At 40.2% G+C, this 15,373-nt stretch carries 20 protein-coding genes; 7 read left to right on the top strand and 13 right to left on the bottom strand.

The window, feature by feature from the left end; genetic code table 11:
• The first annotated feature begins 62 nt into the window (after positions 1-62).
• Together CSV69_RS00245 and CSV69_RS00240 are read left to right on the top strand one after the other, a co-directional pair.
• On the top strand, positions 63-485 hold the full coding sequence (locus CSV69_RS00245) for a hypothetical protein (RefSeq protein WP_099692467.1): 423 nt from the start codon (positions 63-65) through the stop codon (positions 483-485).
• 194 nt (positions 486-679) lie between these two features.
• Positions 680-883: a hypothetical protein gene (locus tag CSV69_RS00240; RefSeq protein WP_085426733.1), complete on the top strand. Its 204-nt coding sequence runs from the start codon at positions 680-682 to the stop codon at positions 881-883.
• A 190-nt stretch (positions 884-1,073) separates the two neighbouring features.
• On the opposite strand, the gene CSV69_RS00235 is transcribed toward CSV69_RS00240, so the two are convergent.
• From CSV69_RS00235 to CSV69_RS00230, 3 genes are all read right to left on the bottom strand, one after another.
• Positions 1,074-2,441: a leucyl aminopeptidase family protein gene (locus CSV69_RS00235; protein ID WP_099692466.1), complete on the bottom strand. Its 1,368-nt coding sequence runs from the start codon at positions 2,439-2,441 to the stop codon at positions 1,074-1,076.
• Between the two features lie 45 nt (positions 2,442-2,486).
• Complete coding sequence (locus tag CSV69_RS16980) at positions 2,487-2,642, bottom strand: hypothetical protein (protein WP_169535198.1); 156 nt, start codon at positions 2,640-2,642, stop codon at positions 2,487-2,489.
• Positions 2,643-2,767: 125 nt separating this feature from the next.
• On the bottom strand, positions 2,768-3,004 hold the full coding sequence (locus CSV69_RS00230; protein WP_085426734.1) for a hypothetical protein: 237 nt from the start codon (positions 3,002-3,004) through the stop codon (positions 2,768-2,770).
• 88 nt (positions 3,005-3,092) lie between these two features.
• On the opposite strand from CSV69_RS00230, the gene CSV69_RS00225 reads away from it, so the two are divergent.
• Positions 3,093-3,536, top strand: a complete 444-nt coding sequence (locus CSV69_RS00225) for a YaiI/YqxD family protein (protein WP_085426735.1) — start codon at positions 3,093-3,095, stop codon at positions 3,534-3,536.
• A 63-nt stretch (positions 3,537-3,599) separates the two neighbouring features.
• On the opposite strand, the gene CSV69_RS00220 is transcribed toward CSV69_RS00225, so the two are convergent.
• Entirely contained in the window at positions 3,600-3,899 is a 300-nt protein-coding gene (locus CSV69_RS00220; protein WP_099692465.1) for a cupin domain-containing protein, read from the bottom strand.
• Entirely contained in the window at positions 3,886-4,914 is a 1,029-nt protein-coding gene (locus CSV69_RS00215; protein ID WP_099692464.1) for an LLM class flavin-dependent oxidoreductase, read from the bottom strand. The genes CSV69_RS00220 and CSV69_RS00215 overlap by 14 nt, the downstream gene beginning before the upstream one ends.
• A 94-nt stretch (positions 4,915-5,008) precedes the next feature.
• Here CSV69_RS00215 and CSV69_RS00210 point away from each other — a divergent pair, with 94 nt between their 5' ends.
• Positions 5,009-6,088 carry a type III polyketide synthase gene (locus CSV69_RS00210; RefSeq protein WP_099692463.1) on the top strand — a complete coding sequence of 360 codons (1,080 nt, stop codon included), beginning with the start codon at positions 5,009-5,011 and terminating at the stop codon, positions 6,086-6,088.
• Position 6,089: 1 nt separating this feature from the next.
• Positions 6,090-6,617 carry an isoprenylcysteine carboxyl methyltransferase family protein gene (locus tag CSV69_RS00205; RefSeq protein ID WP_099692462.1) on the top strand — a complete coding sequence of 176 codons (528 nt, stop codon included), beginning with the start codon at positions 6,090-6,092 and terminating at the stop codon, positions 6,615-6,617.
• Between the two features lie 152 nt (positions 6,618-6,769).
• On the opposite strand, the gene CSV69_RS00200 is transcribed toward CSV69_RS00205, so the two are convergent.
• The 4 genes from CSV69_RS00200 to CSV69_RS00185 are packed head-to-tail and all read right to left on the bottom strand — an operon-like array spanning position 6,770 to position 9,042.
• The gene (locus CSV69_RS00200; protein WP_099624779.1) at positions 6,770-7,513 is read right to left on the bottom strand and encodes a thermonuclease family protein; all 744 of its coding nucleotides are present in this window, start codon (positions 7,511-7,513) and stop codon (positions 6,770-6,772) included.
• Positions 7,514-7,526: 13 nt separating this feature from the next.
• Positions 7,527-7,853 carry a fluoride efflux transporter FluC gene (locus CSV69_RS00195; protein ID WP_255396838.1) on the bottom strand — a complete coding sequence of 109 codons (327 nt, stop codon included), beginning with the start codon at positions 7,851-7,853 and terminating at the stop codon, positions 7,527-7,529.
• Between the two features lie 11 nt (positions 7,854-7,864).
• Entirely contained in the window at positions 7,865-8,248 is a 384-nt protein-coding gene (locus CSV69_RS00190) for a fluoride efflux transporter FluC (protein ID WP_099692460.1), read from the bottom strand.
• Positions 8,245-9,042, bottom strand: coding sequence for an alpha/beta hydrolase (locus tag CSV69_RS00185; protein ID WP_232319581.1), 798 nt, complete (start codon positions 9,040-9,042; stop codon positions 8,245-8,247). Before CSV69_RS00185 ends, CSV69_RS00190 begins: the two co-directional genes overlap by 4 nt.
• 107 nt (positions 9,043-9,149) lie before the next feature.
• On the opposite strand from CSV69_RS00185, the gene CSV69_RS00180 reads away from it, so the two are divergent.
• Positions 9,150-9,668, top strand: coding sequence for a gamma carbonic anhydrase (locus CSV69_RS00180; protein WP_085426744.1), 519 nt, complete (start codon positions 9,150-9,152; stop codon positions 9,666-9,668).
• Positions 9,669-9,939: 271 nt separating this feature from the next.
• Here CSV69_RS00180 and CSV69_RS00175 read toward each other — a convergent pair whose 3' ends face one another.
• From CSV69_RS00175 to CSV69_RS00160, 4 genes are all read right to left on the bottom strand, one after another.
• On the bottom strand, positions 9,940-11,079 hold the full coding sequence (locus CSV69_RS00175) for a Fe(3+) ABC transporter substrate-binding protein (RefSeq protein ID WP_369823913.1): 1,140 nt from the start codon (positions 11,077-11,079) through the stop codon (positions 9,940-9,942).
• 150 nt (positions 11,080-11,229) lie between these two features.
• Entirely contained in the window at positions 11,230-11,907 is a 678-nt protein-coding gene (locus tag CSV69_RS00170) for an ABC transporter ATP-binding protein (protein ID WP_085426745.1), read from the bottom strand.
• Between the two features lie 5 nt (positions 11,908-11,912).
• Positions 11,913-13,559 carry an ABC transporter permease gene (locus CSV69_RS00165; RefSeq protein ID WP_099692459.1) on the bottom strand — a complete coding sequence of 549 codons (1,647 nt, stop codon included), beginning with the start codon at positions 13,557-13,559 and terminating at the stop codon, positions 11,913-11,915.
• Positions 13,560-13,843: 284 nt separating this feature from the next.
• The gene (locus CSV69_RS00160) at positions 13,844-14,701 is read right to left on the bottom strand and encodes a YitT family protein (RefSeq protein ID WP_085426747.1); all 858 of its coding nucleotides are present in this window, start codon (positions 14,699-14,701) and stop codon (positions 13,844-13,846) included.
• Positions 14,702-15,193: 492 nt separating this feature from the next.
• Between CSV69_RS00160 and CSV69_RS00155 the strand changes: the two genes are divergently transcribed.
• A complete protein-coding gene (locus tag CSV69_RS00155; RefSeq protein ID WP_085426748.1) occupies positions 15,194-15,358 on the top strand; it encodes a Fur-regulated basic protein FbpA in 165 nt (54 codons plus the stop codon).
• Positions 15,359-15,373: the final 15 nt, after the last annotated feature.

The raw sequence follows: 15,373 nt of genomic DNA, 5'->3' as shown, positions 1-15,373 counted from the left end.
GTCTTTTTCATTGTGTATAACTATTTTCTGAAATATGATAAAGACAGATTGGAGGTACGATTATGAAACGTTTTATAACAGCAATTATAGCCGCTATCTTTTTCGCAATTATTTATTCAGCCATTTCCTATGTACCTGAATCACAGCGCGAACCGAATACCTATTATTTTGGGTACGCTGAAACAATGGTATTTGTCATGTTATACGCAGGGCCTATCTTTTTACTGATTGGAATTCCGCTATCTATCATGATTGATAAATTAATGAAAAATAAAAAGTCGCAGTATGTAAAGAAGCTAGTTTTCTATTCAGTGGCTGGTCTTCTAATTGGCGCATTATTCCCTCTGATTCTACTGCCCGGACTGAATTCCATGTCGCTGATTGTCTTATATGCCGGTATTGGTCTCATGGCAGCAAATATTTATTTTCACACATTACTCTTATTGCCTCCACGTAATAACATTTCAATAAATAAGGAGACATAATACGATTCGTTTACGTATACAAAAACAGTAAAGAAAATGTAATAGTTTCTACTGACTTGGATATCCTACTTATATTTTCAACTGGAAGAGTGTGAATTTTGTAAAATAGGGGAAACAAAAGTATCAGAGCATTTATCTATCACGTCATTCTTTTTTTACAGTGAGCTCTTATTACTATCAAAGGAGTGAAGTCTATGTTTATTAGTATTATGAAGCTTTTGAGTGTCCTCTATCTATGGACATGGTTCGTCTGGCCGTTCGTTTTTGTTATTTCTATAATTTATGCGATCAAGGAGCTCGTGCAAGAAGAACCTGCATTTATGAAGCCAGCCATTATTGCGTCGGTATCTTTGCTAATCATTCTCTCTGGAATCGCCTCCCCTGCTTTGTTTTTATGAGTATTTGAAAAGAAGTGATCGAAGTCGTGGTTTTATGACTTCGATCACTTTTTTGTTATTATTTTTTGATATGGAAACTGTGCGTCAAAAGGAGCTTCCATTCCCTCGCAGACACTATTTAGCTTTCCTCTTCCAATACTCCCAACCAACACAAAAAAGGATGCCTAGTAGACATCCTTTTAAATAGTACTTATTTAGTCAATGACACCGTATAATCCGCGAGCAAACGTGCTCCGTAGCCCGTTGCTGACTTCGTATAATACCCCTTTGACTTCTGTTTATCCATAACGCCAGCCATGTCGACATGCAACCAGTTGTTCTTCGGTGCAAACTTACGCAAGAAGAGACCAGCTGTGATCGAACCTGCCACAGTTAGAGAACTCATATTGTTGCAATCTGCATAGGCGCTATCAAGTGTTTCTTCATACTCATCAATTAAAGGAAGTGGCCAAACGAAGTCACCGTTTTGATCGCCAATTTTTTTCATTTTATTAGACAACTCTTCGTCACCAAACACTCCGCCTACTTCCGTACCAAGCGCTGCCACAACTGCGCCAGTCAATGTAGCGATATCCACAGTGTAGTCTGCGTTTAATTCACCTGCGCGAATCAATCCGTCAGCTAAAATCAAACGGCCTTCTGCATCGGTATTACCGACTTGTACGCTAATACCATTCTTGTATTGAATCACTTCGCCCGGCATAACAGCATCAGGTCCAGGTGTATTCTCAACCATTGGAATCAGCACGACAACATTCACTTTTGCATCTGAATGAGCTAGAAGTGATAAGGCACCGCTCACAGCAGCTGATCCGCCCATATCCATACGCATATCACTGTCGTCACGTCCGCCTTTCAAGCTAATACCACCCGAATCATACGTTACGCCTTTTCCGACAAGAGCAACAAGTGGTTTTGATGCATCCGTCTGCAAAGTCAGTTCTACGAATGAAGGCTCATATTTACTACCGCGGCATACCGTTAATACACCATTCATTTCGCGTTCTTCAATTTCTTTTTTACCAAGAACATCGATTTTCACTTTTGTCCCTTTGAAATGATCTTTTAATACTTCTGGGTATGTCTCTGGATTGAGCACATTGGAAAGTTCATTCATTAAGTCACGAGAAAATGCCATAGCTGCTGCACGCACTTCTCCTGATTTGACTGCGGCTTTGTCTGCGCCTTTAACATCTAACGTAGTGACAGGATCCGCTTTTTTAGATTGATAGCGGTCAAAGTTATAGGCACCAAGATGCCATCCTTCGACGAAAGCTGTGACTGCTTCATCTTGAGACGACCACTTATGTCCTAGCTGATCTGCTTGAATCGAAGCAGAATCTACTTTTTGTGCCGCAAGACTGCGAGAGATTTCACCTGCAATACTGCGAATTGCATCTGCTGTTTTCCATTCTTTATCTTTTATAACGACTAACTGTTTTCCATCATGTACAAACGTGGAAAATCCTCCAGCTTGATTGTCGACAAATTGTTTCACCAACAGGTTCTTCGTTATTTGTGCATCAGTTGCGAATAAAATTTCTACATTAATTTTCATAGTTATAATAGCTCCCTTCACTATTTCGGTTTCCTAAATAGTTTATCACTTTTTACCTGATAGCGCTAAGAAGAGAGTTGCCAGCGGTCCTAAAAACAAAGAAAGTATAAACCAGTTCAATCCACTTCTATTTTTCCCTTGCGCTAATACTGCATTAATTAAAGCTAACGTGCCCCATCCTACAAAATATCCTTCATTCATTTTTCATCACTCCGTTATCTAGTTGTATAGTATGTATACGATATACCTAACAGGTTGGTTTCATTTGTAGCTTTTAACGCAAAAAAGGAACATCCATGATGTCCCTAGTGTTTCTCATAGCTTTATTAGCTCCCTATTGATGTAGGGGCACTATCATCAGTCGCATTTTTGAAATTCTGATTACCGACTTTTGCTCGTACTTCTTCTTCTGTTAACGGCGGTGGAATTTCGTGTTCTGCCAACTCTCTGCTTTCAAGTGGAATTTCAATGTTCTCCATGGCAGCATTCTTCGCATCCATTTCGCGCCCATATTGCTCACGTTGCTCTGCAGTCGTTTGTTGTTCTTTTGATAAATCAGCCATTTCATCACCTCAATCGTACATTTTTACTTATCTTTCCCGTTATTTGTTATACTAAACCTATTAAGTGTAGAGGAAGGAGAGGTACTACGTGACAACGATTTTAGTAGATGCGGATGGCTGTCCAGTAATCAACGAAACGATTGCGATTGCTAAAGAGTACGACCTACCTTGTGTGTTAATATGTGACACTGCACATGAAATGCACCGGGAAGGCGCAGAAACAATTACTGTTTCCAAAGGTGCCGACGCAGTCGATTTTGTATTGGTGAACCGTATAAAAAAAGGGGATATCGTCGTCACTCAAGACTACGGATTGGCCGCTATGGCATTGGCCAAACAAGGATTACCACTTGACCAGAACGGTAGATGGTATACAAATGACAATATTGATCAATTACTCGCGGCACGTCATAAAGCTCAGAAAATCCGCCGGGCAGGAGGTCGTTTACGAGGTCCCAAAAAACGAACTGCTGAGCAGAATGAAGGATTCATTACTAGTTTGCGTGAATTATGTAAAACCATTCAACCTTAAATTAGACCATATTATACAACAAGAGATCGCAAAGAGTACTTGCGATCTCTTGTTGTATAATCTTTACGGCTTTATGAGAATAACTAAAACATCAGAGTCTTCTACTGCGTGTAAACTATGTCTTTCTAACGGTACCATATGCAAGACATTATCTGGTGTGACATCCACCGGCTCGCCTTCCACTATGAACCGTACCTTTCCTTTACGCACGATGATGAATACTTCTTTATTCGCATCATGCTCAGCTACTTCCTCTCCTGTACGCAATTGAATATTCATAAAAGTTGCATTGTCGACATTCGCTACTTTCTCCACATGCTTTTTCTTTTCAGACAGCTGATTTTTTGTATCAATCAATTTCATCAGTCTTCTCCCCTTTCAGAATTTCTTGCATAATCAGTTCATACGACTTTAGTTTATCATGAAAGTTATATGTAATAGAAACGAGCATGATTTCTTCTGCTCCAAAATCTTGCGCTATTTGTTCCAACTGCCTACGAGCTGATTCTGGTGTCCCTACAATCATACGCTCACGGTTTAATTGAACCAACTCCCGTTCCAGTTGACTATATGGATATGCTGCTGCTTGTTCTGGTGAAGGTGTACCTTCTACTTTCATTCCTTGCTGTTGCATAATCATTAACAGATCCAATGAAGACGCAATCCACTCTGCCTTTTCTTCTGTCTCTGCACAAAACAAAAATACTGCTACCGCTTGTTTAGGTGAAGACGTAAACGCAGAAGGTTTAAAATGCTCTCGATAAAACTTCGCTGCTGCCCTTCCCCCTTCACTATTGATAAATTGTGCAAACATGTAAGGTAAACCTTTTTGAGCCGCTAAACTCGCTGACTCTTTGCTTGTGCCCAACATCCAGACGGGTGGTGCATTATTTGTCAGTGGGGTTGCTTTCAATCCTTCATATGGATGATCCTTAGGCAACGTGTCGTGAAGGTACATGTGCAAGTCATCAATTTGTTGAGGATATTGATCGCGATTCAGATATTCACCGTTATTGAGAGCATAAGTAGCTCGAGGCATTCCCGCTGGTGCTCGCCCTATACCCGCATCAATTCTCCCAGGAAACAAAGCTTCTAACACTTTGAAGTTTTCCGCCACCTTATAAGGGGAATAGTGAGGTAGCATGACACCGCCTGACCCGATTCGGATAGTCGAAGTGACTGTAGCCAAATGCGCCATCAGAATTTCAGGGGATGAACCTGCTAGAGTTGGAGCATCGTGATGTTCAGACACCCAAAAGCGGCTATAGCCTAGTTCTTCGGCTTTCTTCACCAAGAAGGTAGTTTGCTGAAAAGCTTCATGGGCATCACTGCCGGATGTAATGGGAGATTGATCTAATATACTTAATTGTATCTTCAAGACAAGTCCTCCTCTTCTATTGCATATAGTTTACAAGAAGCCACGGCATAATTCACTGCTCAAGCTCGCCATCAATTTAAACGGAGGTAACCCTATGCCAATCATCCAATCTGTTAGTACAGTTAGCCCACCTGTTGATTTGCCACAGGAAGAGGCTATGACATTTGCTCGTTCTTTATTTTCGGAGTCATTTAAAGATATCGACCGCTTATTACAAGTGTTTCAAAACGGTGAAATTGACTCACGACAAGTATGTATGCCGTTAGAATGGTACGCGGAGCCACATAATTTCGAAACAAAAAACAACTTATATATTCAACATGCTATTTCACTTGGTAAGCAGGCGGTCGAACAATGCCTCAACAATACGACAACACTGGAGCGCCCAGTGAATGCAGCTGAAATTGACGCGATATTCTTTGTTTCAAGTAGTGGAATCGCCACACCAAGTATCGATGCACGTCTTATTAATCAATTACCATTTAGACATGATATTAAACGTATCCCTATTTGGGGCCTCGGTTGCGCAGGTGGAGCTTCGGGTATGAGCCGTGCTTTTGATTACTGTAAAGCTTATCCTGAATCGAATGTTCTCGTTCTCGCTATAGAGCTTTGCAGCTTAACGTTTCAACGAGACGATGTATCAAAAAGCAACTTGGTCGGTGTATCGTTATTCTCTGATGGTGTAGCTTGCGCACTTGTTTCTGGAGAACAGTCGACCGTCAAAAGCACACGTCCAATGCCTCATATCCGTGCAACTTCTTCACGATTTATGCCTGACTCAGAGGACGTGATGGGCTGGGACATTAAAAATGATGGTTTGCATGTCGTATTTTCAAAGAGTATTCCAAACGTTATTAAAAGTTGGTTAGGACCATTTGTCCATCAATTCGTGGAAGATCATAATCTTTCAATCGAAGATGTACAGCATTTTGTTGCGCATCCTGGCGGTAAAAAAGTATTAGATGCCTATCAAAAAGCACTGGATATGGATCAAGAGCAAACTGCTACGTCGAAAAAGATACTGCAATATCACGGAAATATGTCGTCTCCTACTGTGCTCTATGTACTCAAGGATTTTATCGAGCAACAGCCTGTTAAAGGGGAATACGGTTTAATGGCAGCACTTGGACCAGGTTTCTGCGGAGAATTATTATTGTTGGAGTGGCAATAAGATGAGCAGGCTTTTCCTGTTTGTTTTTATTATCGTCGTCATTCAACGGTTAGTCGAACTGGTCGTCGCTAATCGCAACGAGAAGTGGATCCGCAATCAAGGTGCAATAGAAATCGGCGCGTCTCACTATAAATGGATGGTTTTAATGCATACTGCATTTTTCATTTCCTTGCTAGTCGAAGTTCTAGTATTCGACCGTCCACTCTCACCATTCTGGAGCATCTTACTCGTAGTCTTCCTATTGATGCAAGTGCTGCGTGCCTGGTGTTTGGCATCTTTAGGAAAGTTCTGGAACACTAAAATTCTTATTTTACCTGGAGCGAATGTACAGAAAAAAGGACCTTATCGCTGGATCCGCCACCCGAACTATGTCATTGTAACAACCGAACTAATTGTATTGCCTTTACTATTCAGTGCGTACTTCACGGCGGCACTATTTCTATTGCTGAATGTCTGGATGCTGTCCGTCCGGATTCCTACTGAAGAACGCGCACTACGAGAACTGACAAATTATAATGAAGTGTTTTAATGAAAAAAGAATGAAAACAAATCCTTGATAACGAGGACTTGTTTTCATTCTTTTCATTTTCTTCATTAATGTTTGCCCATAAAAACACGTAGGTAGTTGACCATAAGTGTCACATAATATCATGATGTCATGTGACTTAATCAGTCTTTATTTTATTCACAAGCTCGTCCATCTTTATTGCCATCCATCTGTTCTTTATATGCCGGGTGACCTTTTTTAACGCCCTTCGGATATACTTGACGGAGCTCTGTACAGTTCTTGAAGTCCTGCGTTTCACCGTATACAGGGATCTTCACAGAATCTGCAGGATATTTTTCACTGTCAAAACCTCGGTCTGTGGCGTAGTCTTCCAACGTCCAAATTCCGATACCTGACTTTTTCGCTTGTTGCTCGGCTTTTTCAAACGCATCCAAATGCCGTGTATTCGGTGGATACACATAAGCGACTCTTGCCAATCCTTCTTTCAATAACTGTTCTTGTACACTCTTGCCGTCTACGTAAATATACGCCAATAATCTGTCGTATTTATCATATTTCCCACCTACATCAAACTCGATTTCGAGCTGACCTTTTTGCAATAGTTCCTGATTCCGAACCTTTGATTGTTGTCCATACGGCTGCTTGCCAAGACGTGGATGATTTGTTTCGGGTGTATCAATTAATAAATACCGCACATTTTGTTCTTTACCCTCGTACATGATTTTGATCGTATCGCCATCAATTGTTTTAACTAGTTCGACAGGAATTAAACCTTGACGACTCGGTTCTTTTTCTTCATCGTCAAATAGCTCTGGGAAATATATAGCTACAATCGCAATTCCTACTGCGATTAAGAATGAAGTAATCATTTTCTTACGTTTATTTTGTGCCGTTTTTTGCGTTGTTTTGTTATTCATCAGAACCTCTTTTCTATAAGCTAAAACCTAAAAAGGCCAAGCCTATTCCTACTGTGAACGTTACTAGTGTATAACCGACCGCTCGAATCTTCTGACCTTCAGTCCAGTACGTCCAGATTTCTTTCATTAAGGTAGAATAGGTCGTTAAAGCACCTGCTACACCAGTAGCCCAAAATAACGTCCAACCGTATGAAAGGTTTGAACCGATGATCCAACCGATGAAGAAACTGCCAACAAAATTAACAAGTAGTGTTCCATACGGTAAACGGTCACGATTGAGCTTGGAGGATATCTCGAAACGTAAAAGCGCTCCTATAAATCCGCCACAACTTACTGCGATAAGATGCCAGATTATGACGATCGCCTCCTAGCCAATAAAAATCCAAGCGCCGCCATAGCTAATCCACCTACAACACTACTACTTACGTAGACACCTGCAAGTACATGAAATCCATCACGTAGCAATTCAACGGTTTCTACACTGACTGCGGAAAACGTCGTGAATGCGCCGAGGAATCCTGTAGTTATAACTGTCACTGCTAGAGGGCTAAGACTTCCTACAAGACGTGCACGTTCCACAATATAGCAAAGGATAATCGTCCCTATCATGTTGATCGTGAAGGTCGCCACAGGAAAAGAACCGCTGATGATCAATAGCTGACCAATCAGCAGTCTTGTGCTTGCTCCAATAGCTCCAGCCACGCCTATGTACAGTCTTTCACGACCGGCATTCATTCGATAATATATCCAAGAGAATGCAGCACATTATTGATGAATGATTGTGTATATAAATAGACCCCTTCTTGTTCAGGTGCCTGGATGACGTCGTGTTGAACGTCTTTCCATCGCTTCCATTGAAGTTCGGATAAATTTTGTGCGAATGCCCATTTACGTGTGTAATCGGTATTGGTGATTTGATCTGCTTCTCCTGTATGAAGTAACATAGGTACATCTTGAATGATTAAATCTGGTTGCAAGACGGATTTCATCAGTGTTTGCAACTCGCGATACCAACCACCCGTAACGATCGGTACATACATCGGATCTTCCGCATATTGCTCCAAGAATTCGGGATTACGCGATAAAAGTTCGGGTGTAATTTCATGATCCAACGTCATCGATTGAGACCATTTCGTAAACATTTTCGCACGAATGGGCGGATGATGTTCTAGATGTAGCCAAGGTGATGTACAGATCACTCCAGCGCATTCAATTCGTTCCATTTGCAATAAACGAAGTAAAAATGTTGCGCCTAATCCATGTCCAAATAAAAACACAGGTAGATTATCATCTAAACCACTACGAATCATTTTCTTGATAAATCTGCGATAATCCTTAAATGCTTCAGCATGTACTTCCACGCTTTCTTTACCATGACCCGGTAAGTCTCCTGCTACAACATGGAAACCATCGCTTTGAAATTTCTGTATGAGCCACGCATATCTTCTATGATGTTCATAAGCGTTATGTACAAGTACAATAACACCTTTCGCCTTACCTTCTGCTTCCCATTTCCACAAAGATATCACTCCTAATCAGACTATCTTATTCTATCTATTTCATTCTTATGTTTCGCAATAACTAAATGTTTGTTAGGATAAATTATACATGATTATTTAGAAAAGAGGAGATTTGATTGATTTATCCATACGAAGGTAAATTACCAAAAATTGACCCATCCGTTTATATTGCTGACTACGTAACGATTTCCGGTGATGTAACGATTGGACCGGAGTCATCTATATGGTTCAACACGGTAATCCGTGGGGATGTATCCCCTACTATTATTGGCAAAAAAGTAAATGTGCAAGATTTCTGCTGTTTACATCAAAGCCCAAAATTCCCACTAATTCTTGAAGATGACGTGACAATTGGTCATAAAGCGATGTTGCATAGTTGTACGATCAAAACTGGAGCACTTGTCGGTATGGGCGCCACCGTACTCGATGGAGCTGAAGTAGGTGAAGGTGCTTTCATCGGTGCTGGTAGTTTAGTGACGCCTGGCAAGAAAATTCCACCGAACACTTTAGCCCTTGGTTCACCGGCACGTGTTGTCCGTGAATTGACTGATGAAGATCGCGCAGACATGACAAGAATCGTAAATGAGTATGCACGTAAAGGTCAATTATATAAAGCGTTACAAGAAAAGAATTAATCGTGGCGCCCGTGACAAGCGGACGCCTTGTCAAGTACATCCCTTTATATAATACATACTTCATTAACATATCATAGATTAACAGACGGTTCGCATGGCCCGCCTTTTAAACTCATAAGAAGTTTACTTGCTGTAATCTAATTAATTACAAGTTTTCACTATATATATGACTTAGGATTGACCCGAAATGTTTCTACTACTTAAAAAACCAGTAATTTACATGTATTTTTAGAAACAAAAAAGCAGCCAAAGAGCTGCTTTTTTGTTGTACTTATTTCCAGCCTACTTCATTCATCAATTCTACAGCTTTCGGATTGTACTTGCCATAGTCTGCGAAGTCCACTTTTTGTGGTGTGAATGTACCCCATTCAGCCATTACTTCTGGTAATTTAGCTTCTTCGTTCACAGGGAACTCAAAGTTTTCTTCTGAGACTTGTTCTTGTGCTTCGGCAGTCGTTAAATACTCAATCAACTTAATTGCATTGTCTTTGTTTTTACTGTGCTTAATTAAGCCAGCTCCACTAATATTAATATGTGTTCCTGTTGTTTCTTGGTTCGGGAAGAACACGCCGATCTGGTCGAACACTTTCACATCTTCTGCTTCGTCTGAAACCGACATACGACCTACATAGTAACTATTCATAATTGCTACGTCACCAACACCTGCAACGATTGCACGTGCTTGGTCGCGGTCTCCGCCTTCAGGCTCACGCGCTAAGTTATCCGCAATTCCTTGCGCCCACTCTTTAGCCTTTTCTTCGCCATCAATTGCGATCAATGACGCCATTAATGATTGGTTATACAAGCTGTCAGATGAACGAACAAGTAATTTGTCTTTCCATTTGTCTGTTGCAAGATCTTCGTAAGTAGATAATTCTTCAGGCTTCACGCGATCTTTTGAATAGACAATCACACGTGCACGAGTAGATAATCCAATCCATTGGTTGTCTGTGTCGCGAAGCTCGGCTGGTACTGTTTTTTCAATTTCTTCAGATTCAACCGGTTGCAATAGACCTTCTTCTTTTGCAGTGTTCAAGATCCCGCCATCAACCGTGATGAATAGGTCGGCAGGTGTATTTTGCCCTTCGCGTTTTAAACGCTCCATCAATTCCGGTGCTTTTGCTTCGATTACGTTTACTTTAATGCCAGTTTGCTTTGTAAAGTCTTCATAAAGAATGGCATCTACGTCATAATGTCTAGCTGTATAGACGTTTACTTCTCCATCTGTTTTCTCATCTTTTTTTGCATCTGTTGCATCTTCAGCAGGAGTTTCCTCTTTTGCTGGGTCTTCCTTTTGTTCCTCTTTATCTGAACTTGCGTTACATGCGCCCAAAATTGCTGCAAGCATTAGTAGAGCGAATGCCCATAAAAACTTTTTCAAATGTTTTTCTCCCCTTATCTTCTCACTCATCTCACCTATTATACACGGTAATGAGAATCATTTTCATCGTTAAAGTGATTGTAATACAATTCCGAGTATAAGTCGAGCTTTCATCTTTCTTTTATTTCTGTAAATATAAAAAGAGAGCCCGAAGTTTATCTGGCTCTCTCTAGTACAACGTTATAAGGTTACAGTCTCTTTATCAGAACCAACATATGATGCACAATCAATATAAATTGTCCGATCACAAATTGCGTCTACATCCGCTTGATCATGAGAGACGAATAGACACGTGATATTCGCTTTTTGCAAAATATCTCGTACTTCCATTCGAATCAACGATTTTAGATTCGTATCCAGATTACTGAATGGTTCATCCATCAACAGAATGGAGGGTGAAGGTGCCAATGCTCTGGCAAGTGCTACACGTTGCTGTTGTCCCCCGCTTAGTTCATGGGGATAACGCTTTGCGAAATCACGCAATTGGACTAGTTCTAACATTTCATCCAAGCGTTCCTTTCTTTCGGCCCGCTTTAATTTATGCAAGCCAAAGCAAATGTTTTCGCTTACTGTCAGATGAGGAAATAATGCATAGTTCTGAAACACCATTCCCACACCGCGCTTTTCTGCTTCTATATACGTGTTGTCTCCTACTATGAGTCTGCTGTCGAGTTCAATACTGCCCCCCGTAGGATCTTCCAAACCTGCAAGTAATCGCAGTAATGTGCTTTTCCCGCTACCGCTCGCACCTACAATCCCGATAATCTCCCCTTTTTCAATCGTAAATGAAAAGCGATCAATAACTGGCGGTTGTTTTTTTGAATACTGAAATGATAAGTTTTGAATGTCCACGAACATATTTCTCACTTCTCCTCAAATTTCAAAATAATAATCACCGACACGATGCTTAAACAAATTAATAACAAGGAGGATGGAGCCGCTTCATAAATTCGTTCATCAATCGCGTATTGATAGGTTCGTGTCGCAAGCGTATCAAAGTTAAATGGGCGTAATAATAAAGTCAGAGGCAATTCCTTCATAATTTCAAGGAAGGCTAGAGCAAATCCAATTAAAATCGAACCACGTAATAATGGAAACTCCACTTTCCAAAACGTGTATGTTAAACCGCGCCCTAATAAGAATGATGCTTCTCGGTAAGACGGGGGAACTTTCGTATAACCCGATTCAATTGCATTAAACCCTTGTGCCATAAAACGTATAACGTATCCTGTGATCAACATAGCAATCGACATACTTAAGACGAGTGTGCCCGATTCTACACCAAATAACTTCGGATAAATAAATGCTAGTTTCTCATCTAACGTAATAAATAGCGCAAGGACACCTATTGCGACGACCGCTCCCGGTACTGCATAACCGGACGTCATAATACGCGCAAGTAAATTAGACGAAGCCGATGGATACAAGTTAATCGTACGAGCAGCCAAGATTGCAAAGAAGCTAATAATTAATGCACCGATAAAAGCAGCCAATAAACTATTGGTTATTAAACTGATAAAGTCCGAGCGCCATACTTTTTCATATGTTTTTAGTGACCAATAGATCAGTTGAACAAAAGGAATTAAAAAGGCACTCAAGAAAATAATAGAACAAGAAAGGAATGCTAGCCAAGCAGTCCAGCTACGTAACTTTTTGCGTGCGAGTGGTCTGCTCTGTGTCACGTTCGTATCATACTTCCGACCTTTGCGTAAAAAACGCTCGAGCATGAAAATCCCCAATATAATGACAAGCAACCAGGCAGCCAATCGCATAGCTGCATTGATATCATACATCCCGAACCACGTCTGGAAAATCGCCGTCGATATCGTTCGTACACCAAAGAAACTGGCTACACCATAATCACTTAATACTTCAAAGATGACTAGCATCGATCCTCCAATAATCGCAGGTCGTGCAATGGGGAGTGCCAAACGGAAAAACATTTGTATACCATTCAAACCAAGAGTTTTAGCGCTCTCAATATAGGAAGCGCTTTGTTTTTCGAAATAATTGAGCGCAATCATATAGACATAAGGATAAAGAAATAATGTCAGAACAAAAATCGCTCCACGCAGTGACATAATCTCAATTGCGCCAGGTGTAAATTGATAATCAAAATGATTACGGAAAAACGATTGGATGACGCCAGTATAGCTTGTCATCGTGCTATATGTGTAAGCCGCTATATAAGGCGGTATAGCTAAAGGTATAATTAATAGCCATTTAAACTGCTGACGAAATGGAAATTCATATGCTGCAATGATCCAAGCCAGCACCAATCCGATAGTCGTCGAGAGGATTCCGACAGAACCAACTAAAATAACTGACCCTTTTATATAGTCAGCAAGTAAAAATTCTTTAATATGTTCCCAGTTCTCGCCAGTCGGCTGGAAGAAACTTAATACCACATAAGCGACGGGCATAATAATAACGAGTGCGCCAAGCATAGTAATGATGAACCAGCTATTTGCCCGACGACGAAGCTCTCTTAGCCATATAGATGTTTTCATATACGATAATACCAACTTTACTACGCACAGTGGCGGTTATGATGTTAATTAATTATAACTTGCATAATGATAGTCACTCTTAAGTATATACAATATCCGTATGCTTTCCAATGTTTTCACAAGAATTCAACAAATCTATGCTATTTATGTTCTACAAAATAAATATTCCTAAACTAATAGTTTTACAGTAAAATCCCGGTATAAAAAAATGAAGACAAACTCATTTTTTGGAGTTTGCCTTCATATAAAATACTATAGATAAAATTTACGTTAAATATTCTATACTAAGCTAGCTTCTCATTTTCTTTTCTAAAGAAACCGAAGATCCCTACTGTTTGTACGATATTCGTGAAGGCCTGCGGATCTGTTTCGTTGATAATCCGTTCCAAATCGTATAGTTCATATCTTGTGATAACAACATACAGCATATTCTTATCTTCTTTTGAGTAAGCACCTTTAGCAGGTAGTATGGTGATTCCTCGTACCATTTGACGATGGATTGCTTGTTGGAGATCGTCTGCTTTGCGTGTGATGATCATCGCGGTTACTTTTTCATGTCGCGTATGAATCATATCAATCACTGACGTCGTAACGTATAGCGCAACCATTGTGTAAAGTGCGTTTTCCGGTTCATATAAAATACCTGCGAATACGATAAGAATACCGTTTAGTAATAAAAAGTAGACACCGATTGGTTTATCCTGCATACGGGATAGAATCATCGCAACGATGTCCATTCCTCCAGTAGATGCACCTAGCTTTAAGGATATCCCTACACCGACACCCGCCAGTACTCCACCAAATACCGCATTCAGCATAATGTCATCTGATATAGATCGTAGTGGCAACAATTCAAGAAATAGTGTTGCAAACGCAACGGATAATATACTGTAAATCGTGAAACCTTTCCCTACTTTAAACCAACCGAGAATAAAGACTGGTATGTTGAAAAGTAACAATAAAACACCTGTACTGACGGTCATATCCAAGTGGTCCTTTAGAACACTGGATACTAACTGGGCTGCACCCGCAAACCCACTTGCATAGACATTTGCATTGATAAGAAAGAAATTTAATGATAGAGCCATAAGTAGCGATCCTATAATTACAACCGTCACCCGTTTTGCTTCAATGAAAAACATAGCGACCTCCTATGGTAAATAACAATTTAATGCACGAACTAGATTATATCTATTCTTCCCTCATAATGGTACCCCTAAGCAACATTTAACACAAAAACAGCCGTTTAACATGCAATTTCTTCTCCTCTCTGTCATTACTATGCCACCCATTCGTCATTTGCTCTACTACTATTACAGTTCACAAAAGTCACGTCTGTCAAAGTAAATAATGAAGCACTCGATGCTATTTCATCAGTTTATGGATTCATTTCGTAATTAGACAAAATATGCTTCCAACCGAATGTTTTTGTCAATTAGCGTCGTATATGATAGCATCCACCATTAATTCTATCGCTATTGTAAATCTACTATAAATCACAAGTCCCTATTACACTACCCCAATAACACAAATCAATTATTCGGACAGTCCGAAAGTTCCAACTATAGATTATACGGTTTAATTCAAAGAAATATCGGCTATATTTAGAGGGGGAATCAAGGAGGAAACGTACGATGAAAACAAACAAAAAGGTAAGTGAATCAAAACGAGACAAAATGATTGAGGAGCTCGTTTCAAATGGGGTATTTAAAATTGATGGGAAACAACTGTACGAATTACCGCTTCAATTATTAAAGCAGGAATATGAAGCTTTCGGACAAACTGACATTCAAATGTAAATAAAAATGAGACGC

Origin of the sequence: Sporosarcina sp. P26b (assembly GCF_002743245.1) — a bacterium.
Lineage (GTDB): Bacteria > Bacillota > Bacilli > Bacillales_A > Planococcaceae > Sporosarcina > Sporosarcina ureae_C.
The sequence above is the reverse complement of the archived record's forward strand: the minus strand, read 5'-3'. Positions and strand labels throughout refer to the sequence as shown.

Coding starts and splice junctions, on each gene's coding strand:
- CSV69_RS16980 (WP_169535198.1), bottom strand. CDS start 2,642: ATGAATGAAGGATATTTTGTAGGATGGGGCACGTTAGCTTTAATTAAT.
- CSV69_RS00175 (WP_369823913.1), bottom strand. CDS start 11,079: ATGAGTGAGAAGATAAGGGGAGAAAAACATTTGAAAAAGTTTTTATGG.
- CSV69_RS00155 (WP_085426748.1), top strand. CDS start 15,194: ATGAAAACAAACAAAAAGGTAAGTGAATCAAAACGAGACAAAATGATT.
- CSV69_RS00240 (WP_085426733.1), top strand. CDS start 680: ATGTTTATTAGTATTATGAAGCTTTTGAGTGTCCTCTATCTATGGACA.
- CSV69_RS00245 (WP_099692467.1), top strand. CDS start 63: ATGAAACGTTTTATAACAGCAATTATAGCCGCTATCTTTTTCGCAATT.
- CSV69_RS00210 (WP_099692463.1), top strand. CDS start 5,009: ATGCCAATCATCCAATCTGTTAGTACAGTTAGCCCACCTGTTGATTTG.
- CSV69_RS00165 (WP_099692459.1), bottom strand. CDS start 13,559: ATGAAAACATCTATATGGCTAAGAGAGCTTCGTCGTCGGGCAAATAGC.
- CSV69_RS00200 (WP_099624779.1), bottom strand. CDS start 7,513: ATGAATAACAAAACAACGCAAAAAACGGCACAAAATAAACGTAAGAAA.
- CSV69_RS00170 (WP_085426745.1), bottom strand. CDS start 11,907: ATGTTCGTGGACATTCAAAACTTATCATTTCAGTATTCAAAAAAACAA.
- CSV69_RS00230 (WP_085426734.1), bottom strand. CDS start 3,004: ATGGCTGATTTATCAAAAGAACAACAAACGACTGCAGAGCAACGTGAG.
- CSV69_RS00190 (WP_099692460.1), bottom strand. CDS start 8,248: ATGAATGCCGGTCGTGAAAGACTGTACATAGGCGTGGCTGGAGCTATT.
- CSV69_RS00205 (WP_099692462.1), top strand. CDS start 6,090: ATGAGCAGGCTTTTCCTGTTTGTTTTTATTATCGTCGTCATTCAACGG.
- CSV69_RS00220 (WP_099692465.1), bottom strand. CDS start 3,899: ATGAAATTGATTGATACAAAAAATCAGCTGTCTGAAAAGAAAAAGCAT.
- CSV69_RS00160 (WP_085426747.1), bottom strand. CDS start 14,701: ATGTTTTTCATTGAAGCAAAACGGGTGACGGTTGTAATTATAGGATCG.
- CSV69_RS00235 (WP_099692466.1), bottom strand. CDS start 2,441: ATGAAAATTAATGTAGAAATTTTATTCGCAACTGATGCACAAATAACG.